The sequence below is a fragment of the Polaromonas sp. P1_E1_2 genome (assembly GCF_056406035.1).
This window is the reverse complement of sequence record NZ_JBFUAZ010000014.1, coordinates 1-21,723: the sequence shown is the minus strand read 5'-3', so window position 1 is coordinate 21,723 and position 21,723 is coordinate 1. Positions and strand designations below refer to the sequence as shown.

The 21,723-nt window shown below is 59.8% G+C and carries 29 protein-coding genes and 1 tRNA gene; 8 read left to right on the top strand and 22 right to left on the bottom strand.

Features of this window, described 5'->3' with window-relative positions; translation table 11 throughout:
• A partial coding sequence (locus AC1D1P_RS01925; RefSeq protein WP_477671931.1) for a DUF1840 family protein occupies positions 1–252 on the bottom strand: 252 nt, incomplete at its 3' end.
• Between the two features lie 140 nt (positions 253–392).
• Here AC1D1P_RS01925 and AC1D1P_RS01920 point away from each other — a divergent pair.
• The 8 genes from AC1D1P_RS01920 (at position 393) to AC1D1P_RS01885 (ending at position 8,700) form a co-directional block, all read left to right on the top strand.
• Positions 393–1,142: a 2OG-Fe dioxygenase family protein gene (locus AC1D1P_RS01920; protein ID WP_477671930.1), complete on the top strand. Its 750-nt coding sequence runs from the start codon at positions 393–395 to the stop codon at positions 1,140–1,142.
• Between the two features lie 158 nt (positions 1,143–1,300).
• Entirely contained in the window at positions 1,301–3,637 is a 2,337-nt protein-coding gene (locus AC1D1P_RS01915; protein WP_477668663.1) for a bifunctional salicylyl-CoA 5-hydroxylase/oxidoreductase, read from the top strand.
• A 37-nt stretch (positions 3,638–3,674) separates the two neighbouring features.
• The gene (locus AC1D1P_RS01910; protein WP_477666480.1) at positions 3,675–4,163 is read left to right on the top strand and encodes a MarR family winged helix-turn-helix transcriptional regulator; all 489 of its coding nucleotides are present in this window, start codon (positions 3,675–3,677) and stop codon (positions 4,161–4,163) included.
• Positions 4,160–5,014: an enoyl-CoA hydratase family protein gene (locus tag AC1D1P_RS01905; RefSeq protein ID WP_477668664.1), complete on the top strand. Its 855-nt coding sequence runs from the start codon at positions 4,160–4,162 to the stop codon at positions 5,012–5,014. The genes AC1D1P_RS01910 and AC1D1P_RS01905 overlap by 4 nt, the downstream gene beginning before the upstream one ends.
• 26 nt (positions 5,015–5,040) lie before the next feature.
• On the top strand, positions 5,041–6,222 hold the full coding sequence (locus AC1D1P_RS01900; RefSeq protein WP_477668665.1) for an acyl-CoA dehydrogenase family protein: 1,182 nt from the start codon (positions 5,041–5,043) through the stop codon (positions 6,220–6,222).
• Positions 6,219–7,874 carry a benzoate-CoA ligase family protein gene (locus AC1D1P_RS01895; protein WP_477668666.1) on the top strand — a complete coding sequence of 552 codons (1,656 nt, stop codon included), beginning with the start codon at positions 6,219–6,221 and terminating at the stop codon, positions 7,872–7,874. The genes AC1D1P_RS01900 and AC1D1P_RS01895 overlap by 4 nt, the downstream gene beginning before the upstream one ends.
• Entirely contained in the window at positions 7,871–8,308 is a 438-nt protein-coding gene (locus AC1D1P_RS01890) for an acyl-CoA thioesterase (protein WP_477668667.1), read from the top strand. The genes AC1D1P_RS01895 and AC1D1P_RS01890 overlap by 4 nt, the downstream gene beginning before the upstream one ends.
• Positions 8,305–8,700 (top strand): RidA family protein, encoded by a 396-nt coding sequence (locus tag AC1D1P_RS01885; protein ID WP_477668668.1) that lies wholly within the window; start codon positions 8,305–8,307, stop codon positions 8,698–8,700. The genes AC1D1P_RS01890 and AC1D1P_RS01885 overlap by 4 nt, the downstream gene beginning before the upstream one ends.
• A 144-nt stretch (positions 8,701–8,844) precedes the next feature.
• Here the strand turns inward: AC1D1P_RS01885 and AC1D1P_RS01880 are convergent.
• The 21 genes from AC1D1P_RS01880 to AC1D1P_RS01780 all read right to left on the bottom strand — a co-directional run bounded on the left by AC1D1P_RS01880 (position 8,845) and on the right by AC1D1P_RS01780 (position 21,720).
• Positions 8,845–8,921, bottom strand: a tRNA-Met gene (locus tag AC1D1P_RS01880).
• 18 nt (positions 8,922–8,939) lie between these two features.
• Positions 8,940–9,341 carry a 50S ribosomal protein L17 gene (gene rplQ, locus AC1D1P_RS01875; RefSeq protein WP_122954335.1) on the bottom strand — a complete coding sequence of 134 codons (402 nt, stop codon included), beginning with the start codon at positions 9,339–9,341 and terminating at the stop codon, positions 8,940–8,942.
• A gap of 85 nt (positions 9,342–9,426) precedes the next feature.
• Positions 9,427–10,416: a DNA-directed RNA polymerase subunit alpha gene (locus AC1D1P_RS01870; protein WP_122954336.1), complete on the bottom strand. Its 990-nt coding sequence runs from the start codon at positions 10,414–10,416 to the stop codon at positions 9,427–9,429.
• A gap of 95 nt (positions 10,417–10,511) precedes the next feature.
• Positions 10,512–11,135, bottom strand: a complete 624-nt coding sequence (gene rpsD / locus AC1D1P_RS01865) for a 30S ribosomal protein S4 (protein WP_457281392.1) — start codon at positions 11,133–11,135, stop codon at positions 10,512–10,514.
• Positions 11,136–11,267: 132 nt separating this feature from the next.
• Positions 11,268–11,672: a 30S ribosomal protein S11 gene (rpsK, locus tag AC1D1P_RS01860; RefSeq protein WP_007869288.1), complete on the bottom strand. Its 405-nt coding sequence runs from the start codon at positions 11,670–11,672 to the stop codon at positions 11,268–11,270.
• A gap of 13 nt (positions 11,673–11,685) precedes the next feature.
• Positions 11,686–12,051 (bottom strand): 30S ribosomal protein S13, encoded by a 366-nt coding sequence (gene rpsM / locus AC1D1P_RS01855; protein WP_477671929.1) that lies wholly within the window; start codon positions 12,049–12,051, stop codon positions 11,686–11,688.
• A 24-nt stretch (positions 12,052–12,075) separates the two neighbouring features.
• Positions 12,076–12,189: a 50S ribosomal protein L36 gene (gene rpmJ / locus AC1D1P_RS01850; RefSeq protein ID WP_028820150.1), complete on the bottom strand. Its 114-nt coding sequence runs from the start codon at positions 12,187–12,189 to the stop codon at positions 12,076–12,078.
• A 30-nt stretch (positions 12,190–12,219) separates the two neighbouring features.
• Positions 12,220–12,438 (bottom strand): translation initiation factor IF-1, encoded by a 219-nt coding sequence (gene infA, locus AC1D1P_RS01845; protein WP_007869286.1) that lies wholly within the window; start codon positions 12,436–12,438, stop codon positions 12,220–12,222.
• 18 nt (positions 12,439–12,456) lie between these two features.
• Complete coding sequence (gene secY, locus AC1D1P_RS01840) at positions 12,457–13,776, bottom strand: preprotein translocase subunit SecY (protein ID WP_477668669.1); 1,320 nt, start codon at positions 13,774–13,776, stop codon at positions 12,457–12,459.
• 18 nt (positions 13,777–13,794) lie between these two features.
• Positions 13,795–14,226, bottom strand: a complete 432-nt coding sequence (gene rplO / locus AC1D1P_RS01835; RefSeq protein WP_477671928.1) for a 50S ribosomal protein L15 — start codon at positions 14,224–14,226, stop codon at positions 13,795–13,797.
• A gap of 13 nt (positions 14,227–14,239) precedes the next feature.
• Complete coding sequence (rpmD, locus tag AC1D1P_RS01830; RefSeq protein WP_122954340.1) at positions 14,240–14,422, bottom strand: 50S ribosomal protein L30; 183 nt, start codon at positions 14,420–14,422, stop codon at positions 14,240–14,242.
• A 13-nt stretch (positions 14,423–14,435) separates the two neighbouring features.
• Positions 14,436–14,954: a 30S ribosomal protein S5 gene (rpsE, locus tag AC1D1P_RS01825; protein WP_457281394.1), complete on the bottom strand. Its 519-nt coding sequence runs from the start codon at positions 14,952–14,954 to the stop codon at positions 14,436–14,438.
• Between the two features lie 17 nt (positions 14,955–14,971).
• Positions 14,972–15,337, bottom strand: a complete 366-nt coding sequence (gene rplR / locus AC1D1P_RS01820; RefSeq protein ID WP_457281395.1) for a 50S ribosomal protein L18 — start codon at positions 15,335–15,337, stop codon at positions 14,972–14,974.
• Positions 15,338–15,348: 11 nt separating this feature from the next.
• A complete protein-coding gene (gene rplF, locus AC1D1P_RS01815; protein ID WP_477671927.1) occupies positions 15,349–15,882 on the bottom strand; it encodes a 50S ribosomal protein L6 in 534 nt (177 codons plus the stop codon).
• 25 nt (positions 15,883–15,907) lie between these two features.
• A complete protein-coding gene (rpsH, locus tag AC1D1P_RS01810; RefSeq protein ID WP_371436766.1) occupies positions 15,908–16,303 on the bottom strand; it encodes a 30S ribosomal protein S8 in 396 nt (131 codons plus the stop codon).
• A gap of 18 nt (positions 16,304–16,321) precedes the next feature.
• A complete protein-coding gene (gene rpsN / locus AC1D1P_RS01805) occupies positions 16,322–16,627 on the bottom strand; it encodes a 30S ribosomal protein S14 (protein WP_188709725.1) in 306 nt (101 codons plus the stop codon).
• Positions 16,628–16,635: 8 nt separating this feature from the next.
• Entirely contained in the window at positions 16,636–17,208 is a 573-nt protein-coding gene (gene rplE, locus AC1D1P_RS01800; protein ID WP_092130238.1) for a 50S ribosomal protein L5, read from the bottom strand.
• Between the two features lies 1 nt (position 17,209).
• A complete protein-coding gene (gene rplX, locus AC1D1P_RS01795; RefSeq protein WP_348045257.1) occupies positions 17,210–17,530 on the bottom strand; it encodes a 50S ribosomal protein L24 in 321 nt (106 codons plus the stop codon).
• 9 nt (positions 17,531–17,539) lie between these two features.
• On the bottom strand, positions 17,540–17,908 hold the full coding sequence (gene rplN, locus AC1D1P_RS01790; protein WP_007869247.1) for a 50S ribosomal protein L14: 369 nt from the start codon (positions 17,906–17,908) through the stop codon (positions 17,540–17,542).
• A 408-nt stretch (positions 17,909–18,316) separates the two neighbouring features.
• On the bottom strand, positions 18,317–19,903 hold the full coding sequence (locus AC1D1P_RS01785; protein WP_477668671.1) for a glycerol-3-phosphate dehydrogenase/oxidase: 1,587 nt from the start codon (positions 19,901–19,903) through the stop codon (positions 18,317–18,319).
• 131 nt (positions 19,904–20,034) lie between these two features.
• On the bottom strand, positions 20,035–21,720 hold the full coding sequence (locus AC1D1P_RS01780) for an ABC transporter substrate-binding protein (RefSeq protein WP_477671932.1): 1,686 nt from the start codon (positions 21,718–21,720) through the stop codon (positions 20,035–20,037).
• Between the last annotated feature and the right edge of the window lie 3 nt (positions 21,721–21,723).

Here is a 21,723-nt window from a genome sequence, read left to right as displayed (position 1 = left end):
GTCGATAAACGGCACGGCGCGCTGGCGCAGGCCCAGGCCGTCGCCAGGGACGACCCCCTCGTCGGCATTGGCATCGTGGGCTTCCTCGTGCGCGATCGCTGCCTGCAGGGCGGCTATCGCGGCGGGCATTTGCTCGGGCAGGATGATGCCTTTGGGGGCGGGGTCTTTGCCGATGATTTCGAGGACCTTGCGGCCGTTGGCTTCGAGCATGATCACGTCGCCGGCGTCTTTGGATTTGAATTTATAAAGCATGGTGGCTCCTCAAGTTGGACAGACAGGCCATTATGGAAAGTTTTCGAACCCGTGTATGTAGGCTGGTTTCACCTGTTGCGGCCCCGGGGTTCCGGCTACGGCTGCCGGGCCGGCCGCGCGGCTCAAGCAAAATAGGGCCCATGTTCAATATCGCCACTGTCCCCAAGTCGGCTCGCCAGGCGCTCAGCCAGGACGGGCTGAGCCTGCTCAACCCTGCCGAGCTGACGGCCACGCTGGAACTGCCGACGCCGGCTTGGACATCAGGCTGGCAGGCGCTGACAGACTCCTGGAACCGCTTGCCGCCTGACGCCCATCTGAAAGACGGTGGCCACTACCGCAAGCGCCGCCATTCCTGCTTCGTCCAGGAGCTGGCCGAAGGCACGCTCACGCAAACCCCGCATCGTGCCCACTGGCAACCCACCGACTACAACGCCCTGCACGGCGGCTTCGAGCGCTGGTTCGACCCGGTCGAGCCAGCGGTAGCCACAGCCCCGGCATGGACGGACCTGCTGGCCAATCTGGGCAAGCTGTTTGCGCAAGTGYAACCCGCCGGGCGCTGGCATATTGAAGCGCACCAGTTCCGCATCGACACCGCGGGCGGGGTAGGCCGGCCCACGCCTGAAGGCGCACATCGCGACGGTGTGGACTTCGTGGTGGTGATGATGGTGGCGCGGCACGGCGTCAAAGGCGGCGAAACCCGGGTGTTCGATGCCAACGGCCCGCATGGTGTGCGCTTTGTGATGCAGGAGCCCCTGACGGCGCTTCTGCTGGACGATGCCCGGGTAATTCACGAGACCACGCCCATCCTGCCGGCAGACGATCGGGCCGGCAGTAGTTTTCGGGATACGCTGRTGCTCACTTACCGGGCAGCGGGCTTTCAGGCCCCCTGATATCCGGCTGGCGCGGCAGCCGTAAATACCGGCACACCTCTGCACCGCTGCGGTAACACCCGTTTTCCGGTGTTGCGAAAAACACCGGAAAACCCGCTTGACGGATTTAGTTTAAACCTAAACAATTAAGGTCAAATTAATCCAGAGAGTACGCATTCATGCACATTCTTTGCCTGGGCGGCGGTCCCGCAGGCTTGTATTTCGCCCTGCTGATGAAGCTGCAAAATCCGGCGCATCAGGTGACGGTGGTCGAGCGCAACCGGCCTTTTGACACCTTCGGCTGGGGCGTGGTGCTGTCGGACCAGACGCTGGGCAACCTGCGCATGGCCGACCCGGTCAGCGCACAGCTGATCGGCGACGCCTTCAACCATTGGGATGACGTGGAGGTGTTCTTCAAGGGCCGCTCGGTGCGCTCCGGCGGCCACGGTTTCTGCGGTATCGGCCGCAAGCGTCTGCTCAACATCCTGCAGGAGCGCTGCATCGCGCTGGGCGTGGACCTGGTGTTCGAAACCGACGTGCAGGACGACCAGGCTATCGCTGCGCAATACAACGCCGACGTGGTGATCGCCAGCGACGGTCTGAACAGCCGCATCCGCAACCGTTATGCGGAGACCTTCAAGCCAGACGTGGAGCTTCGCGCCTGCCGTTTTGTCTGGCTGGGCACGCACAAAACTTTCGATGCTTTCACCTTCGCCTTCGAGCAGACTGAGCATGGCTGGTTCGCCGCACATGCCTACAAGTTTGACGAGAACACTTCGACCTTTATCGTCGAGACACCCGAGGCCGTGTGGAAGGCGCACGGCCTGGACCAGATGAGCCAGGAAGACGGCATCTCATTTTGTGAACGCCTGTTTGCCAAATACCTGGACGGCAACGCGCTGATGAACAACGCGACGCATGTGCGCGGCTCGGCGATCTGGATACGTTTTCCGCGTGTGGTTTGTGAACGTTGGGTTCACGAGGAAAACATCAACGGCAAACAGGTGCCCATCGTACTCATGGGCGATGCAGCGCATACCGCGCATTTTTCCATCGGCAGTGGTACCAAGCTGGCGCTGGAAGACGCGATTGAGTTGACCAACTGTTTTGCGCAGCACGGTGATGCCGCTGCGGCGCTCAAAACCTATGAAGCCCTCCGCTCCGTGGAAGTGCTGAAGATCCAGAACGCGGCGCGCAACTCGACCGAGTGGTTTGAGAACGTTGACCGCTACAGTGGCATGGAGGCCGAGCAGTTCTTTTATTCGCTGCTCACACGCTCGCAGCGCATCAGCCACGAGAACCTGCGCGTGCGCGATGCCGCCTGGCTGCAGGGTTATGAGCAGTGGTTGGCTAAAAGCAGCGCACCGCATGCACCGCCGCCCATGCTGCTGCCTTTGAAGGTCCGCGAACTGAATCTGAAGAACCGTATCGTCGTTTCGCCCATGGCTACCTACAGCGCGGTGGACGGCGTGCCGCAGGACTTCCACCTGGTTCACCTTGGCGCGCGCGCATTGGGTGGCGCTGCGCTGGTGTTTGTCGAAATGACCGCACCGTGCGCAGAAGGCCGAATCACCCCCGGCTGCCCGGGCTTGTGGAACGAGACGCAGGCCAGGGCCTTCAAGCGCATCGTGGATTTTGTCCATGCCTCGGGTGCCGGCGCCAGAATCGGCATGCAACTGGGACACAGCGGCCCCAAAGGCTCCACGCAAGTCGGCTGGGAAGAGCCCGACGAGCCGCTCGTCACCGGCAACTGGCCGCTGCTGGCGGCTAGCGCTGTGGCTTACGGCCCCACCAACCAGGTGCCGCAAGCCATGACACGCGTCGACATGGACCGTGTCAAGACTGAGTTCGTGCAGTCCACCCGCTACGCGGCCGAAGCCGGGTTTGACTGGCTTGAGCTGCATTGCGCCCACGGCTATCTGCTGTCGAGCTTTATCACGCCGCTGACCAACCAGCGCACGGACGAGTACGGCGGCAGCCTGGAAAACCGCTGCCGCTTTCCGCTGGAGGTGTTTGCCGCCATGCGTGAAGTGTGGCCGGCGCATCTGCCGATGAGCGTGCGGATCTCCGCGCACGACTGGGCGCCGGGCGGTAACACCGCCGACGATGCCGTTGCCGTCGCCCGGATGTTCAAGGCCGCAGGGTGCGACTTCATCGACGTGTCGTCGGGCCAGACCACGCGCGCGGCCAAGCCGGTTTACGGCCGCATGTACCAGACGCCGTTTGCCGACCGCATCCGCAACGAGGTGGGCATACAGACCATCGCCGTGGGCGCGATCTCGGAAGTCGACCATGTCAACAGCATCATTGCAGCCGGCCGTGCCGACCTCTGCGCCGTTGCCCGCCCGCACCTGGCCGACCCCGCCTGGACGCTGCACGAAGCTGCCAAGCTGCAAAGCCGCCATGTGGACTGGCCACAACCCTACCTGAGCGGGCGCGACCAGCTCTACCGTGAACTCTCGAAGCAAAAAGAGCTTGCAGCGCAGACAGGACAAGCGCAAGTTGCTATCAAATAGATAGCGCCAACAAGTAGCATTATCAAGGAGACACGCCATGGACATGGAAGCAAGAGGCCACAGCGAACACCCCGAAGCGTTGCGGCTCTGGCTGCGCATGCTGACCTGCACTCAGCTGGTGGAAAAGCAGGTGCGCACCCAGTTGCGTGAACAGTTCGACACCACCCTGCCGCGCTTTGACCTGATGGCACAACTCGAGCGCAGCCCGGAAGGGCTGAAGATGAACGAGCTGTCGCGCCGCATGATGGTGACCGGCGGCAACGTCACGGGCATTACCGACCAGCTGGTGAATGAAGGGCTGGTGGAGCGCGTGGATGTGGAGGGTGACCGCCGGGCCTATCGCGTTCGCCTGACCCCGCGGGGGCGAAAACTGTTCGACGAAATGGCAAACGAGCATGAAGCCTGGATCGTCGCGGCCTTTGAGGCTTTGTCACCACGCGAGGTGGAGTCCCTGCACAAACTGCTGGGCAAGGTCAAGCAACACCACAACGCCCTGCTGACCGACAGCAAACTGGAAACGACATGAAACACTACATCGGCCTGGCCAACCCCATGCATGCGCAGTTTGATGCGCTGGCCCATCACCAGGCGGAGCATTTCGCTTACGCCTTCGACGCCGGCGTCGCGACGCTGACGCTGAACCGGCCCGAGCGCAAGAACCCGCTGACCTTCGACTCCTACGCGGAGCTGCGCGACCTGTTCCGCACGCTGAACACCGCCACCGACGTGAAGGCAGTGGTCATCACTGGCGCCGGCGGCAATTTCTGCTCGGGCGGCGACGTGCACGAGATCATCGGGCCGCTGACAAAAATGACCATGCCGGAAATGCTGGAGTTCACGCGCATGACGGGTGACCTGATCAAGGCCATGCGCCTGTGCCCCCAGCCCATCATCGCGGCGATTGACGGTATCTGCGCCGGCGCCGGTGCCATGATGGCGCTGGCCGCCGACATGCGCCTGGGAACGGCCCAGGCGAAGACGGCGTTCCTCTTCACGCGCGTGGGCCTGGCCGGTGCCGACATGGGAGCCTGCGCGTTGCTGCCGCGCCTGATCGGACAGGGGCGCGCATCGGAACTGCTGTTTACCGGCAGATCCATGAGCGCGCAGGAAGGCTTGCAGTGGGGCTTCTTCAACGCGCTGCACGAGCCGCAAGATGTGCTGGCGCAGGCGCAAAAACTGGCGCAAGAGCTGGCTGACGGCCCGACCTTTGCGCACGGCATGACCAAAACCATGCTGCACCAGGAATGGGCGATGACGCTGGACCAGGCGATAGAGGCCGAAGCGCAGGCGCAGGCCATCTGCATGCAGACGCAAGATTTCACACGGGCGTACGAGGCCTTTTCAGCCAAACAGAAACCGGTGTTCCGCGGCGACTGAGCGCGGCAGGACGACAAGGATCACGCATGAGATCGACCACCGCCCACCTGGCACTGCCTTTTTTTGACGAGGTTCACCGCGACCTGGCGCAGCGCCTGGCCGACTGGACGCCGGATCAGTACATCGACGAGAGCGACGACCGCAGGGCTTGCAGGGAGTGGGTGAGTCTGTTGGGCGCCAACGGCTGGCTGCGCTACTGCGTGCCGGCGGGCAAGGACGGCGCCCTGGGCGGCGCGCTTGAAAAATTGGATTCCCGCGCGCTCGTCATCCTGCGCGAAACGCTGGCTTTTCATTCGCCGCTGGCCGATTTCGCGTTTGCGATGCAAGGGCTGGGCAGCGGCGCGATCACGCTGGCGGGGACGCCGGCACAGCAAGCGGCTTACCTGCCGTTGGTCGCCAACGGGAAGAGGATCGCGGCTTTTGCGCTGAGCGAACCCGACGCTGGCTCGGACGCCGGTGCCATGGTGACCTCCGCCACAGACGCGGGTGAAGGCTGGGCCTTGAACGGCAGCAAGACCTGGATCAGCAACGGAGGCATCGCGGATTTTTACGTGACCTTCGCCAAGACGGATCCGCAGGCCGGCACGCGCGGCATTACTGCCTTCATTGTCGATGCGGAAAACAAGGGCCTGGACAGCAGCGAACACATCGCTGTGATGGCGCCGCACCCGCTGGCCACGCTGAAGTTCACGCATTGCAAGCTGCCGCGGGACGCGCAGTTGGGCGCGCTGCATGGCGGGTTCAAGCTGGCGATGCAGACGCTGGACATCTTCCGCGCCTCCGTGGCCGCTGCCGCGCTGGGCATGGCGCGCCGTGCCCTGGCCGAGGCAGTGCATTTCTCGAAGGAACGGAAGATGTTCGGCCAGACGCTGGCCGACTTCCAGCTCACGCAAGCCAAGCTCGGCGAGATGGCGGCGCTGATCGATGCGGCCGCGCTGCTGACCTATCGCGCCGCCTGGATGCGCGACGAAAGCGAACGCCTGGGCAGCGGCGCGCGCATCACCGCCGAGGCAGCCATGGCCAAGATGACAGCCACCGAAAACGCCCAGAAGGTCATCGATATGGCGCTGCAGATGCATGGTGGCCTKGGCGTGAAGGTTGGCACCAAGGTGGAAAGCCTGTACCGCGACATACGCTCATTGCGCATTTACGAAGGCGCGACCGAAGTGCAGCAACTCATCATTGGAAAGGCCGTATTGCAATCATGAGCACCTCCGTCTCCGACTCCATCGAAAGTGTTGCCGCGGTACCGTCCGCACAGACGGACCGCTTTGTACATGACCGTTTGCCGCCGTACGAACAGCTTCCGCGCATGGTGTACGCGCTGCCCGAGCTGTGCATACCGGCGCAGGCCAATCTGGTGCAGAGCCTGTTTGACAAAGCTTTTCGCGAGGGACGCGCGGACAAGCCGATGCTGCGCTCGGACAAGATCACCCTGACCTATGCCGACGCACTGGAGCGCGTGAACCGCATCGCACAGGTGCTGACGGAAAACTTCGGCCTCAAGCCCGGCAACCGGGTGTTGCTGCGCGGCGGCAACTCGATCGGCATGGCRCTGGCCTGGCTAGGCGTTGTGCAAGCCGGGCTGGTGGCGGTGGCAACCATGCCGCTACTGCGTGCCAAGGAGCTGGGAGAGATCATTGAGAAAGCCAGGCCCGCGCTGGCTTTGTGTGATGCCAGCCTGCTGGAGGAATTGCAGGCGGCGCAGGCGCAAAGCGATACGCTGCCCATCATCGTGCCCTTCAACCTGATGGACGCACCGGGCTCGCTCGCGGTTCTGTCTGCGCAGAAGGACGGCGAATTCACGCCCTGCCCGGTAGCCGCCGACGACATCGCCTTGATGGCCTTCACCTCGGGCACCACGGGAAAACCCAAAGCCGCGGTGCACACGCACCGCGACGTGCTGGCGGCCAGCGAGGCCTGGCCGCGCCACGTGCTCAAGGCAAAGCCGGACGACATCGTCATCGGCTCGCCGCCGTTGGCCTTCACCTTCGGCCTGGGCGGCATGCTGATTTTCCCGATGTGGGCCGGCGCTTCGGTTTACTACCCCTCCATCGCCTATACGCCGGAGGCCATGGTCAAGCTGATCAACCAGGTCGGCGCAACGGTCTGCTACACGGCACCTACGTTTTACCGGCAGATGGCTGCTTTCGCCAAACAGCACGGCGTGCCCGGCTTGCGGGTGTGCGTGAGTGCCGGCGAGAGTCTGCCTGACGCCACGCGGCAGCTATGGAAGGACGCCACCGGTATTGAAATGATCGACGGCATCGGCGCGACCGAGATGTTCCACATCTTTATCTCCGCAGCCGGCGCCGACGTGCGCCGCGGCGCCATCGGCAAGGTGGTGCCAGGCTACACCGCCAGGGTGGTGGACGACACCGGCACGGAAGTGCCGCGCGGCACCATAGGCAAGCTGGCTGTGGTGGGCCCGACCGGCTGCCGCTACCTCGATGATGCGCGCCAGGGCAACTATGTGAAGGACGGCTGGAACTATCCGGGCGACGCCTTCATGCAGGACGCCGACGGTTATTTCTTCTACCAGGCGCGCGCCGACGACATGATCATTACCGCGGGCTACAACGTGGCGGGCCCTGAGGTGGAAGATGCCCTGCTCAAGCACCCTGCCGTAGCTGAATGCGGTGTTGTGGGCTTGCCCGACGACGACCGGGGGATGGTCGTCAAGGCCTTTGTGGTGCTCAAGCCTGATCAGGCAGCTGATGACGTCATGACAAAAGCCCTGCAAGACCACGTCAAGGCGGCGCTTGCGCCTTTCAAATATCCCCGTCAGATCGAATTCGTGACCAAGCTCCCACGCACTGAAACCGGCAAGCTGCAACGCTTCAAGCTGCGCGAATCATGAAATTCACCGCGCAAAAGCTCGTCAGGTTTCACCATTGCGATCCGGCCGGCATCGTTTTTTACCCGCAGTTTCTCTATCTGCTGCATGAGGTGCAAGAGGACTTCCTGGCCCACATCGGTTTTCCCGAACATGTCTTGATTGCCGGAGGCACGGGTGTGCCGATTGTGGATTTGAAGGTTGAGTTCCTGGGTATGTGCCGCCATGGCGACCCACTGACAATTACTTTGGAACTGACCCGCCTTGGCAACGCGAGCATGGGTATGCACTACGAAATCCATGGCAGCCCAGTTGGCAGCGCCGGGGTGACCATCAAGCTGAAAGCGCATGGCGTGGTGGTCTATTCGGAGCTCCCCAATGGCAAACCCCTGCCGCTTCCCGAACGAATGCGCAGCGCCCTGTTACCTTATTTGAAAACACCCTCAGGAAGCTCATGATCAAGAAACTACAACCGCCCGACTGGGCCGAGCCGAAAGGTTATGCCAACGGCATCCTTGCTCGCGGCGCCCTGCTGTTTGTGGGCGGCCAGATTGGCTGGAATGCGCAGCAACAGTTCGAGAGCGACGATTTCATCGCGCAGACGCGCCAGGCGCTGCTGAACATTGCGGCCGTGCTGAAGGCCGGTGGCGCCGGACCCGAACATATGGTCCGCATGACCTGGTATGTGGTGGATCGTGTCGAGTACGTGGCCAGGCTCAAGGAATTGGGTGGCGTCTACCGCGAAGTCATGGGAAAGAATTTTCCGGCCATGACATGTGTCGAGGTTGCGGCGCTGGTTGAAGACCGCGCCCAGGTCGAAATTGAAGTGACAGCAGTTATGCCGGACTGAGCAACCGCCATGCAGGCCAGCCGCAAGCAATGACTGCCAGTGATGCTACTGGCAGTAGAACCGCTGAACGCCGAATGAAGGCCGGAAAGCAAAACGCCTGCTTGATGCAGGCGTTTTGCTGTTGGCCTTGAGAGGCTAACGTGTTGGTTGCGCGGGCAAGATTTGAACTTACGACCTTTGGGTTATGAGCCCAACGAGCTACCAGGCTGCTCCACCGCGCGGTATGTGTGTATTGTAGCTTACTCTGCCTTGGCCGTGTCAGCTGTAGTGTCTTCCGACACTTCAGGACGGTCCACCAGTTCAACCAGTGCCATGGGCGCGTTGTCACCAACGCGGAAGCCCATCTTCAAAATGCGGGTGTAGCCGCCGGGACGTGCCTTGTAGCGTGGACCGATCTCTGCGAACAGCTTGACGACCATATCGCGGTCGCGCAGGCGGTCAAATGCCAGGCGCTTGTTGGCCAGAGTAGGTTCTTTGCCGAGGGTGATCATGGGTTCGACCACGCGGCGCAATTCTTTGGCCTTGGGCAGGGTGGTCTTGATGACTTCGTGCTGCAGCAGCGAGTTCATCATGTTGCGCAGCATGGCGAGACGGTGCTCGCTGGTGCGGTTGAGTTTACGTAATCCGTGTCCGTGGCGCATGATGTTTCCTTTTTTAAAATCCAGACAGCCGTATCAGGTACTGCCCGTGCGAGATCCCCTTTCGGGCGGGATCTTGTGGTTCAAATTAACGCTTGTCGAGGCCGGCGGGTGGCCAGCTTTCCAGGCGCATACCAAGAGTCAGGCCGCGCGATGCAAGCACTTCCTTGATTTCGTTGAGCGATTTACGGCCCAAGTTCGGCGTCTTCAGTAGCTCATTCTCAGTGCGCTGGATCAGATCGCCGATGTAGTAAATGTTTTCCGCTTTGAGGCAGTTTGCCGAACGAACGGTAAGTTCGAGCTCATCGACAGGGCGCAGCAGGATCGGGTCGAACTGCTGCGAGCTGCGCTGAACGGGTGCGTCAAACGCGGCCAGTTCATTGCCTTCGAGCTGTGCGAACACGGCCAGCTGCTCGACCAGGATCTTGGCCGAGGCACGGACAGCATCTTCAGCCGTCACGGCGCCGTTGGTTTCGATTTCCAGCACGAGTTTGTCGAGGTCGGTGCGCTGCTCAACGCGGGCGCTTTCGACGATGTAGCTCACGCGCTTGACGGGCGAAAAAGACGCGTCGAGCACGATCCGGCCAATCGACTTTGGCGACTCATCGCCATAGCGGCGCTGGTTGCCGGGCACGTAGCCGCGGCCGTTTTCAACCTTGATCTGCATGTCGATCTTGCCGCCGTGCGACAAGTTCACGATCACGTGTTCTGGGTTGATGATTTCCACGTCGTGCGGAGTCTGGATGTCGGCGGCAGTGACTGGGCCTTCGCCGTCTTTGCGCAGGCTCAGCGTGACTTCGTCGCGGTTGTGAAGCTTGAACACCACACCCTTGAGGTTCAACAGGATGTTGACGACGTCTTCCTGCACACCGTCGATGGACGAGTACTCGTGCAGGACACCTGCGATGGTGACTTCGGTGGCGGCGTGGCCGACCATGGAAGACAACAGTACGCGGCGCAGCGCGTTGCCCAGCGTATGGCCGTAGCCACGCTCAAACGGTTCCAGAGTCACCTTGGCGCGGTTGGCGCCAAGCTGCTCAACATTAATGGTTTTTGGTTTCAACAAATTGGTCTGCATGCAGTCTTCCTCTCAATACCCTCGGTTCGTTACACCGATAAGGCCGGCGAAGCACACCCTGGCGATACGGTGCCCCGTATCGCAGGAACGAAAAATTAGCGTGAGTACAACTCGACGATCAACGATTCGTTGACGTCGGCGGCAAACTCGTCGCGATCGGGTACCTTCTTGAAGGTGCCTTCTCCCTTGTCGGCGTTCACATCGACCCAGGCGGGCAGGCCGACCTGTTTTGCAAGCTCAAGGGCTTCCGTGATGCGGGTCTGCTTCTTCGACTTGTCGCGTACGGCAATGATGTCGCCGGCCTTGACCATGTACGAAGGAATGTTGACAGATCCGCCATTGACCGTGATGGCCTTATGCGAAACCAGCTGGCGCGCTTCAGCACGGGTCGAACCGAAGCCCATGCGATACACAACGTTGTCCAGACGCGACTCAAGGATGAACAGCAGATTGGCGCCGGTATTGCCCTTGCGACGATCCGCTTCTTCAAAATACCGGCGGAACTGCTTTTCGAGCACGCCATACATGCGCTTGACTTTTTGCTTTTCGCGCAACTGCAAGCCGAAGTCGGAAGTACGGGTACCGGAGGTACGACCGTGTTGACCCGGCTTGGAGTCGAATTTGGCCTTGTCGCTGATGGCGCGGCGTGCGCTCTTCAGGAACAGGTCGGTGCCTTCACGGCGGGATAGTTTGGCCTTGGGGCCTAGGTAACGTGCCACTTGAATGTCCTTTTGTCATCTGCTGCAATGAATTGCAGGAGCCGGAGGTCGTAACCTGCGGCGGTGGGCTTGGTAAAAATGCCTGGTATCTGACGGGCTGAAACAACCCGCCGGATGCCTGGGCACGGGGAATTAAATGCGGCGGCGCTTTTGCGGGCGGCAGCCGTTGTGCGGAACCGGGGTCACGTCGGCAATCGARTTGATCCGGATGCCGAGTGCGCCCAAAGCGCGAACAGATGATTCACGACCTGGACCAGGACCCTTGATTTCGACGTCAAGATTCTTGATGCCTTGCTCAATGGCGGCACGACCTGCCACTTCGGAAGCGACCTGCGCTGCGAAAGGGGTGGATTTGCGCGAACCTTTGAAACCCTGACCACCGGAAGACGCCCAGGACAAGGCATTGCCCTGGCGATCCGTGATAGTGATGATCGTGTTATTGAAAGAAGCGTGGACGTGGGCGATACCATCGGCCACGTTCTTGCGAACTTTCTTGCGAACGCGTTGTGCGGCGTTATTGCTTGGTGATTTTGCCATGACGACCTCTCAATTATTTCTTCAAAGCTGCAGCGGCCTTGCGCGGGCCCTTGCGGGTACGGGCATTGGTCCGGGTGCGCTGGCCACGCATGGGCAGGCCGCGACGGTGGCGGAAACCACGGTAGCAACCGATGTCCATCAGGCGCTTGATGTTCATCGTGGTTTCACGACGCAGGTCACCCTCGATGGTGAACAGGGCGATCTGCTCACGGATTTTTTCCAGGTCGCCATCGGTCAGATCTTTGACCTTTTTGGCGTAAGCGATGTCACATGCTTCGCAAATTTTGCGAGCGCGCGTGCGAYCGATGCCAAAGATAGCAGTCAAGCCGATTTCGGCATGTTGCTGCGGCGGAATATTGATACCAGCGATACGAGCCATGTTCGTCCTCTAAAACTCTTGAAATCAGCCTTGACGCTGTTTGTGACGCGGATCCGTGCAAATCACACGGACAACACCCTTGCGACGGATAACTTTGCAGTTACGGCAAATTTTCTTGACCGAAGCTGAAACTCTCATTTCTATTACTCCTAAACTTTCACTCTGTGCTTACTTGGCACGGAAAACAATTCGTGCGCGCGATAAATCGTAAGGCGTTAACTCAACCGTTACCTTGTCACCGGGAAGAATGCGGATGTAGTGCATACGCATTTTTCCCGAGATGTGCCCCAGTACAACATGTCCATTTTCCAGCTTCACCCTGAAAGTCGCATTGGGGAGGTTTTCTACAACCTCACCTTGCATCTGGATCACATCGTCTTTAGACATATCCCATCAAATACCCAGTTAACCGCCCAGTGACGTCTTGAAGTTCGCCTTTTTAAGCAACGACTCATACTGTTGCGACATCATGTAGTTCTGTACCTGGGCCATGAAATCCATGGTCACCACGACAATAATCATCAACGACGTACCGCCAAAATAAAACGGCACGTTGTATTTCAAAATCAGAAACTCCGGCAGCAAACACACGAATGTGATGTACACCGCACCTGCCAGCGTCAAGCGCACCAGGATTTTGTCAATGTAACGGGCCGTCTGATCACCCGGCCGAATCCCCGGAATGAACGCACCGCTCTTTTTCAGGTTGTCCGCCGTTTCACGGCTGTTGAACACCAGCGCCGTATAGAAGAAGCAGAAGAACACAATCGCGCTGGCGTACAGCATCACATAGATGGGCTGGCCCGGCGTCAGCGTGCTGGCAATGTCTTTGAGCCAGCGCATGCTTTCACCGGTACTAAACCAGCCCACAACCGTGGCAGGCAGCAAAATGATCGATGAAGCGAAAATCGGTGGGATCACGCCCGCCATGTTCAACTTCAGCGGCAAGTGCGATGACTGTCCACCGTAAACCTTGTTACCCACCTGGCGCCGCGCATAGTTCACAAGAATCTTGCGTTGCCCACGCTCTACGAACACCACGAAATACGTCACCAGCACGACCACCGCGACGATCACGATGGCTACCAGAATACTCATGGCGCCGGTGCGAACTAATTCGAGCAAACCACCCATGGCATTCGGCAAGCCTGCCGCAATACCGGCAAAAATCAGGATCGAAATGCCGTTACCCAAACCACGCTCGGTAATCTGCTCACCCAGCCACATCAGGAACATCGTGCCGGCCGTCAGGCTGAACACTGCAGTCATGCGGAAACCAAAACCGGGTGCCAGCACCAGGCCTGGCGAGCTTTCCAGCGCCACGGCAATACCCATGGACTGGAACAGTGCCAAAGCCAGCGTGCCGTAACGCGTGTACTGCGTAATCTTGCGCCGGCCGCTTTCGCCTTCTTTTTTCATCTGCTCGAACGTCGGAACGACGTACGTCAGCAATTGCATGATGATCGAGGCCGAGATGTACGGCATGATGCCCAAGGCAAACACCGTGAATCGCGACAGGGCACCACCCGAGAACATATTGAACAGGTTCAATATGCCGCCTTGCTGGCCCTTGAAAAGCTCTTTCAGCTGGCCAGGGTCAATCCCTGGCACCGGGATGTGCGCGCCAATGCGGTACACCACCAGGGCCAGCAGCAAAAACACAAGCCTGTTGCGCAGATCACCGTACTTGCCGGTTTTCGCGATTTGAGCCGAAGTGGTTGCCACTGATTATCCAGTCAGGTATTAAGCGACAGAGCCGCCGGCGGCTTCGATCACAGCCTTGGCASCYGCCGTGGCRGARATGCCGTTCAGCTTGACTGCCTTGGTCAGTTCACCGGTCTTGATGATCTTGACGTTCTTGGCRAGCTGGCCCACCAGGCCGGCAGTCTTCAGWGCCARCAGATCGACTTCRGCCAGGCCGAGCTGCTCCAGCGCGCCGAGGGTGACCTCGGCGTTGAACTTCAGCAAATGCGACTTGAAGCCGCGCTTGGGCAAGCGACGCTGCATAGGCATTTGACCGCCTTCGAAGCCCACCTTGTGATAACCACCGGAGCGGGACTTCTGGCCTTTATGACCACGTCCTGCCGTTTTGCCCAGGCCAGAGCCGATGCCGCGACCAACGCGTCGTTTGGCATGTTTGGCGCCTTCGCTAGGCTTGATTCCGTTCAATTCCATGATGAGTCTCCGCTCAGACAATCTTGACCAGATAGCTGATCTTGTTGATCATGCCGCGCACTGCGGGCGTATCCTGCAATTCGCTGACGCTGTTGACGCCACGAAGGCCCAGACCGCGCACAGTAGCGCGATGCGATTCCTTGGTGCCAATCGGGCTGCGAACCAGCTGGACTTTGACTTTGGTTTCTTTGGTCATTTTCAATGCCGCCTTAGCCGAAGATCTCTTCGACCGATTTGCCACGTTTGGCCGCAATTTCAGAAGCGGTCGTGGAATTATTCAGTGCGTCCATGGTGGCGCGCACCATGTTGTAAGGGTTGCTCGAACCATGGCTCTTCGCCACGATGTCGGTGATGCCCATGACTTCGAAAACGGCGCGCATTGGACCGCCAGCAATGATGCCGGTACCCTTGGGAGCCGGCGCCATCATGACGCTGGCTGCACCGTGGTGGCCGAAAACATTGTGGTGAATGGTGCCGTTTTTCAACGAGACCTTGGTCATGTTGCGGCGCGCTTCTTCCATCGCTTTTTGCACGGCTGCCGGCACTTCTTTCGACTTGCCCTTGCCCATGCCGACGCGGCCATCGCCGTCACCCACGACGGTCAACGCGGCGAAACCGAGGATACGACCGCCCTTCACGACTTTGGTCACGCGGTTAACCGCGATCATTTTTTCCTTCAGACCATCGTCTGGAGCGTCGTTTTGCTGTTTTGCTTGAAACTTAGCCATACTTAATTCCAGTCTGCTTAGAACTGCAAACCAGCTTCGCGAGCCGCCTCAGCCAACGCTTTGACGCGGCCGTGGTACGCAAAACCGGCGCGATCAAACGCCACTTTTTCAACACCTGCTGCTTTTGCCTTTTCGGCAATGCGCTTGCCAATGGCTTGCGCAGCAGCAACGTTTCCACCTTTACCCGAAGCGCCGATTTCCTTGCGGACTTCCACTTCCGCGGTGGAAGCAGCAGCCAGGACCTTGGTGCCGTCGCCAGAAATAACGCTGGCATAGATATGCAGATTGGTGCGATTCACGGTCAAACGGGCAACACCTTGCGTAGCAATGCGAATGCGGGTCTGGCGTGAACGACGAAGGCGCTGCTCTTTTTTGGTCAACATGATGCAGCTCCTTATTTCTTCTTGGTTTCTTTGATCGTGATCTTCTCATCCACATAGCGGATGCCCTTGCCCTTGTAAGGCTCGGGAGGACGAACAGCACGAACTTCAGCGGCGATCTGGCCGACGCGCTGGCGGTCGGAACCCTTGATCACCACTTCCGTGGGAGTCGGGGTTGCAACGGTGATGCCAGCAGGCATGTCCATGATCACAGGGTGCGAATACCCCACGGTCAGGTTCAGCTTGGTGCCCTGGGCCTGGGCCTTGTAGCCCACGCCGACCAGGCTCAATTTTTTCTCGAAACCCTTGGTGACACCCGTCACCATGTTGTTCACGAGCTGGCGCATCGTGCCGCTCATGGCATTGGCTTCACGCGAATCATTGGCCGGCACAAAAGTCAGCTTGCCTGCATCGTTCTTGATGGTGACAAGCGCGTTCTGCGTCAGCGCCAGGGTGCCGAGAGCGCCCTTGACATTGATCTGGTCTGCTTTCATGGCCACGTCCACACCCTGAGGTACGGCCACTGGCATTTTTCCTACACGAGACATTTCAGTTTCTCCTCAAATGCCGCCGTTAGGCCACGTAGCAAAGCACTTCACCACCGATACCGGTAGCGCGGGCTTTACGATCCGTCATGACACCTTGCGGAGTCGTGACAATTGCCACACCAAGGCCGTTCATGACCTGGGGGATGGCACCATGGCCTTTGTAAACACGGAGGCCGGGGCGGCTGACGCGCTCAATGCGCTCAATCACGGGCTTGCCTGCGTAATACTTCAGGGCGATTTCCAGCTGGGACTTGCCTTCGTCGGTCTTGACGGAGAAGCCATCGATGTAGCCCTCATCCTTCAATACCTGCGCGATGGCAACTTTGACTTTTGACGACGGCACCAGCACGACGGCTTTTTCAACCATCTGTGCATTGCGGATGCGGGTCAACATGTCGGCAATAGGATCACTCATGCTCATTTTGTGGTTCTCCTATGCTTACCAGCTTGCCTTGGTGATACCGGGGATATCACCAGCAAAAGCCAACTCACGGATCTTGGCGCGAGCCAGACCAAATTGACGGAAAGTACCGCGTGGGCGGCCCGTGATCGCGCAGCGGTTGCGCTGGCGGGTCGGGTTCGCGTTGCGGGGCAGTTTYTGCAGCTCGAGGCGAGCCAGCTGACGCTCTTCGTCAGAACGCTTGGCGTCGTTGGACGTCGCCTTGAGTTCAGCGTATTTTTTGGCGAACTTCGCGGCGAGTTTCTCGCGCTTCAGTTCACGTTGCAGTAAAGCTTGTTTTGCCATGTCCCGCCTCAGTTCTTGAACGGAAAACGGAAGGCGGTGAGGAGTGCCTTGCACTCTTCATCGGTCTTTGCCGTTGTGGTGATGCTGATATTCAGGCCGCGCAAGGCGTCAACCTTGTCGTACTCGATCTCAGGGAAAATGATCTGCTCTTTCACGCCGATGTTGTAGTTTCCGCGGCCATCGAAGGCCCGGCCGGAAATACCACGAAAGTCACGCACACGGGGCAGGGCCACGGTAACGAAACGATCGAGGAACTCATACATCTTCACGCCGCGCAGGGTCACCATGCAGCCGATAGGCAGGTCTTCGCGGATCTTGAAACCGGCGATAGCCTTCTTGGCCTTGGTCACGACAGGCTTCTGGCCGGCAATCTTGGTCATGTCGCCGACGGCGTTGTCCATAACCTTCTTGTCAGCAACAGCCTCGCTCACGCCCATATTGAGCGTAATCTTGGTGATACGGGGAACCTGCATGGGCGAGGTGTAGCCGAATTTCTCAATCAGGCCGGGGGCGATTTTTTCGCGGTACTGAGCTTGCAGGCGAGCCTGCGAAGCGGCTTGTACAGGTGCGGTCTTTGCCATGTTATGCAACCTTGATTTCTTCGCCACTGGATTTGAAGACGCGCACTTTTTTGCCGTCTGCCAGGAGCTTGATGCCAACGCGATCCGCCTTGCCGGTAGCGGCATTGAAGATTGCCACGTTCGACTGGTGAATCGGCATGCTTTTTTCGACGATGCCGCCGGTGGTACCCTTGAGGGGGTTGGGCTTGGTGTGTTTTTTCACCAGGTTAATCCCATCCACCAGCACATAGCTGTCATCTTTGCGCAGCGAAATCTTGCCGCGCTTGCCTTTGTCGCGACCAGCGATCACGATGATCTCGTCGCCTTTACGGATTTTATTCATGGCGAGTCCTTACAGAACTTCAGGAGCCAGGGACACGATCTTCATGAACTTTTCAGTGCGCAGTTCGCGCGTCACTGGTCCGAAGATGCGGGTGCCGATTGGCTCCAGCTTGGCGTTAAGCAACACTGCTGCGTTGCCGTCGAATTTGACGAGCGAACCATCGCCACGGCGAATGCCCTTGGCGGTGCGAACGACCACAGCGCTGTAAACCTCGCCTTTTTTGACGCGGCCACGCGGAGCGGCTTCTTTGATGCTCACCTTGATGACGTCACCAACGCTGGCGTACCGGCGCTTGGAGCCGCCCAGAACCTTGATGCACATCACGGACTTGGCACCCGTGTTGTCAGCAACATCGAGCTTGGATTGCGTTTGAATCATTTAAATGTGTTCCCAACTTGCACCGGAAGGCAACCCCTTGGGATTACCAGCCAATCAGTCTTGGGCCTGTCGTCCACACCGCAAACCACTTGCAGTGCTTCCGTTAGGCAGAATTCCTCGCCTTTTTAGAGCGAAGCCCACGATTATGACCGAGCGAAAAGCCACTGTCAACCGCTTGTTGTGAAAATATCCCCACAATAAAGCGGCGGCCCCTCCAGAAGCCCGGGGGAGCCCCCGGGTACCGGCCACGCTTCGCGCTTATGCCGCGGGCGGATTTTCAGCATTAAATCCGGCCTCAGGCCAATAGGGATGCGCGCAACCAGCTATCAAAAAGAGAGCAAAAATCTGCCCGGGCATCCAATTTTGCCCGCCTCCTTCCTCCTTTGCAGGACGGCAACTGGCGGCAATTCAGGCTGGCAGGCTGAGGTATTGGCCACACAGCGTCAGGAATTCATCCAGCTGCGGATCCACGCCGTTTTCCTGCTGCAGCAGAGTGGCCACTTCCGGCGCCAGGGTTCTGGCCAGTGCCGCATCGAGAAACAGCAGACGGGAACGCCGTGCCAGTACGTCTTCAACGGTGCGGGCATATTCATGGCGGGCAGCGAAACGCACCATTGCCTCCGTCAGCCCACCGCCTAATTCGCGGCTGGCACCCGGCAGGTTTTCCATGGCGGACGCCTCGCTGCCATACAGATGAGACCCTGGCGCCTCGCTAATTTTGTGATTCGAATTGTGAGCGCCAACTAACTTCAAGTTTGTGGTGACGCCGGCCCCGCGTGTTGGCAGCAACGCCGCGCCAAAACATTTGTCCAGCACGTCTTCCGCCATCGCCCGGTAAGTGGTCCACTTCCCTCCCGTCACCGTGACCAGGCCGCTTTTGCTGACCAGCACCGTGTGCTCACGCGACAACGCCTGGGTGCTTCCGGCATCCTCATCCGGCGGCTTGACCAGGGGCCGCAACCCCACCCAAATGCTTTTAATGTCAGCCGGGCCGGGCGCGCGGCTCAGGTAGCGAGCCGATTCGCGCAGGATGAAGTCAACTTCTTCGCGGAAAGGCAGCGGCTCGCGCGCCAGGTCGTGGCGCGGCGTGTCCGTGGTCCCCAAAATGGTTTTACCCAGCCATGGCACGGCAAACAGCACCCGGCCGTCGGCCGTCTTGGGCACCAGCAGGGCGTGGTCGCCAGGCAAAAACGAGCGGTCCACCACAATATGAACACCCTGGCTGGGCGCCACCATGGGCTTGGCGTCCCGCCCTATGGCTTGCCCATCCTGGAGCCGCAGCTGGTCCACCCAAACGCCAGCCGCGTTCACCACGCAGTTCGCCCTGAGTTCAAACGTACGACCCGTTTCCTGGTCCCGCGCATGCAGGCCGACCAGCTTGCCGCCCTCATGGATCAGGCCCGTTGCCGCGCAGTAATTCACCAGCAACGCGCCCTGACGTGCCGCGGTGCGGGCCAACGCCAACGCCAGCCGCGCGTCGTCAAACTGGCCATCCCAGTACTTGACGCCGCCCTTGAGATCTTGAGCCTGCACTGTCGGCAGGCAGGCAAGGGTTTCTTGCCGGTTCAGGAATTCCGTGGCGCCCAGGCCCGCCTTGCCGGCCAGCGCGTCATACATCTTGAGCCCGATACCGTAGAACGGCGCCTCCCAGAACTTGTAGGAAGGCATGACAAAGGGCAAGGGCTGCGCCAGATGCGGCGCATTGGCCAGCAGCGTGGTGCGTTCGTGCAAGGCCTCACGCACCAGCGAGATATTGCCTTGCGCCAGGTAGCGCACGCCGCCGTGCACCAGCTTGGTGGCGCGGGACGATGTGCCCTTGGCAAAGTCGTGCGATTCGACCAGCACGACGGAAAATCCGCGGGCGGCCGCATCCAGTGCGACCCCCAGGCCGGTAGCGCCGCCGCCAATGATCGCGATGTCGTAGTGGTGCGGCTCAGCAAGCCGGGCCATTAAATCCTGGCGCCGCGTTTGCGCGGGCGCTAATTCAGTCGTCATGGGCCTTGCTTCCCGTTTTCATACAAACCCATTGGTAAAAGAGCGCCGAGCTTACCCTGCGCTTGTTGCAATAACCTCAATCCCGCAAAAAAACGGACCGTGCAGCACTTGCGCACTGCACGGCCACGCGATCAGCGTACTTTTCCGTCTTTCCAGGCCTGCAGCAACTTGTCGTAGTTGATGGTTTCGCCCTTGGGCTTTTCATTGGCCAGCTTGGCCCATGGCGCACCCTTGTCGCTCAGCCACTTGGCAGGGTCACCTTTGGGGTTGAGCTTGGGCGCGCAGTGGGCCATGCCGGCGCGCTCAAGGCGGCCCATCACCTGATCCATCTCATCGGCCAGCGTATCCATCGCACCCTGCGGGGTCTTTTCACCCGTTACGGCCTGGGCCACGTTCTTCCACCACAGCTGCGCCAGCTTGGGGTAGTCGGGTACATTGTTGCCCGTCGGCGTCCAGGCCACACGGGCCGGACTGCGGTAGAACTCAATCAGGCCACCGTAATTGGCGGCATTTTTGGTGAAGTACTCATGGTGGATGTCGCTGTCGCGGATGAAGGTCAGGCCCACCACCGACTTCTTGGCCGAAACGGTCTTGGAGGTGATGAACTGCGCGTACAGCCAGGCCGCGGCCACCTTGTTGGGGTCATGGTCCTTGAAGAAGGTCCAGCTCCCCACGTCCTGGTAGCCGTTTTGCATGCCCTGYTTCCAGTAAGGGCCATTGGGGCCAGGCGCCATGCGCCACTTCGGCGTGCCGTCGGCRTTCACCACAGGCAGTCCYTTCTTGGTCATGTCGGCGGTAAAGGCCGTGTACCAGAAGATCTGCTGGGCGATCTGCCCTTGGGCCGGCACCGGGCCGGCTTCACCAAAGGTCATGCCGCTGGCCTCTTTGGGCGCGTACTTCTTCATCCAGTCCACGTACTTGGTCAGCGCGTAGACCGCAGCAGGTGAATTGGTGGCCCCGCCACGCGCAACAGAGGCGCCCACAGGCGTGCACTTGTCGGCCGCCACGCGAATGCCCCACTCGTCCACCGGCATGCCGTTGGGGATGCCCTTGTCGGCGGTGCCGGCCATGGACAGCCAGGCGTCGGTAAAGCGCCAGCCCAGCGAGGGGTCCTTCTTGCCGTAGTCCATGTGGCCGTAAATCGGCTTGCCGTCTATGGTCTTCACGTCGTTGGTGAAGAACTCGGCGATGTCCTCATAGGCGCTCCAGTTCAGCGGCACCCCGAGGTCGTAGCCGTATTTGGCCTTGAACTTGTCCTGCAAGTCCTTGCGCGCAAACAGGTCGGCACGGAACCAGTACAGGTTGGCGAACTGCTGGTCGGGCAGCTGGTAGAGCTTGCCGTCGGGCGCCGTGGTGAAGCTGGTACCGATGAAGTCCTTGAGGTCCAGGCCCGGGTTGGTGTATTCCTTGCCCGCACCGGCCATGTAGTCGGACAGCGCCAGGATCTTGCCATAGCGGTAGTGGGTGCCGATCAGATCGGAGTCGGAAATCCAGCCGTCGTAAATCGATTTGCCCGACTGCATGGAAGTCTGCAGCTTTTCAACCACGTCGCCTTCCTGAATGATGTCGTGCTTGACCTTGATGCCGGTGATTTCCTCAAAGGCTTTTGCCAGCGTCTTCGATTCGTATTCGTGGGTCGTGATGGTCTCGGACACGACCGAGATTTCCTTGACGCCCTTGGCCTGCAGCTTCTTGGCCGCATCGATAAACCACTTCATCTCAGCCTGCTGCTTGTCCTTGGACAACGTAGAGGGCTGGAATTCGCTGTCAATCCATTTTTTCGCCTCAGCTTCGCCTGCCCAGCCGGGGCTGGCCATGGC

Bases quoted from the DNA above. Each gene is read 5' to 3' on its own strand.
- AC1D1P_RS01915 (WP_477668663.1), top strand. From the start codon at position 1,301: ATGCACATTCTTTGCCTGGGCGGCGGTCCCGCAGGCTTGTATTTCGCC.
- AC1D1P_RS01910 (WP_477666480.1), top strand. From the start codon at position 3,675: ATGGACATGGAAGCAAGAGGCCACAGCGAACACCCCGAAGCGTTGCGG.
- AC1D1P_RS01905 (WP_477668664.1), top strand. From the start codon at position 4,160: ATGAAACACTACATCGGCCTGGCCAACCCCATGCATGCGCAGTTTGAT.
- AC1D1P_RS01890 (WP_477668667.1), top strand. From the start codon at position 7,871: ATGAAATTCACCGCGCAAAAGCTCGTCAGGTTTCACCATTGCGATCCG.
- AC1D1P_RS01885 (WP_477668668.1), top strand. From the start codon at position 8,305: ATGATCAAGAAACTACAACCGCCCGACTGGGCCGAGCCGAAAGGTTAT.
- rplQ (WP_122954335.1), bottom strand. From the start codon at position 9,341: ATGCGCCACGGACACGGATTACGTAAACTCAACCGCACCAGCGAGCAC.
- AC1D1P_RS01870 (WP_122954336.1), bottom strand. From the start codon at position 10,416: ATGCAGACCAATTTGTTGAAACCAAAAACCATTAATGTTGAGCAGCTT.
- rpmJ (WP_028820150.1), bottom strand. From the start codon at position 12,189: ATGAGAGTTTCAGCTTCGGTCAAGAAAATTTGCCGTAACTGCAAAGTT.
- infA (WP_007869286.1), bottom strand. From the start codon at position 12,438: ATGTCTAAAGACGATGTGATCCAGATGCAAGGTGAGGTTGTAGAAAAC.
- rpmD (WP_122954340.1), bottom strand. From the start codon at position 14,422: ATGACCAAAGAAACCAAAGTCAAAGTCCAGCTGGTTCGCAGCCCGATT.
- rpsE (WP_457281394.1), bottom strand. From the start codon at position 14,954: ATGGCTAAGTTTCAAGCAAAACAGCAAAACGACGCTCCAGACGATGGT.
- rplR (WP_457281395.1), bottom strand. From the start codon at position 15,337: ATGTTGACCAAAAAAGAGCAGCGCCTTCGTCGTTCACGCCAGACCCGC.
- rplF (WP_477671927.1), bottom strand. From the start codon at position 15,882: ATGTCTCGTGTAGGAAAAATGCCAGTGGCCGTACCTCAGGGTGTGGAC.
- rpsH (WP_371436766.1), bottom strand. From the start codon at position 16,303: ATGAGCATGAGTGATCCTATTGCCGACATGTTGACCCGCATCCGCAAT.
- rplE (WP_092130238.1), bottom strand. From the start codon at position 17,208: ATGGCAAAGACCGCACCTGTACAAGCCGCTTCGCAGGCTCGCCTGCAA.
- rplX (WP_348045257.1), bottom strand. From the start codon at position 17,530: ATGAATAAAATCCGTAAAGGCGACGAGATCATCGTGATCGCTGGTCGC.
- rplN (WP_007869247.1), bottom strand. From the start codon at position 17,908: ATGATTCAAACGCAATCCAAGCTCGATGTTGCTGACAACACGGGTGCC.
- AC1D1P_RS01785 (WP_477668671.1), bottom strand. From the start codon at position 19,903: ATGACGACTGAATTAGCGCCCGCGCAAACGCGGCGCCAGGATTTAATG.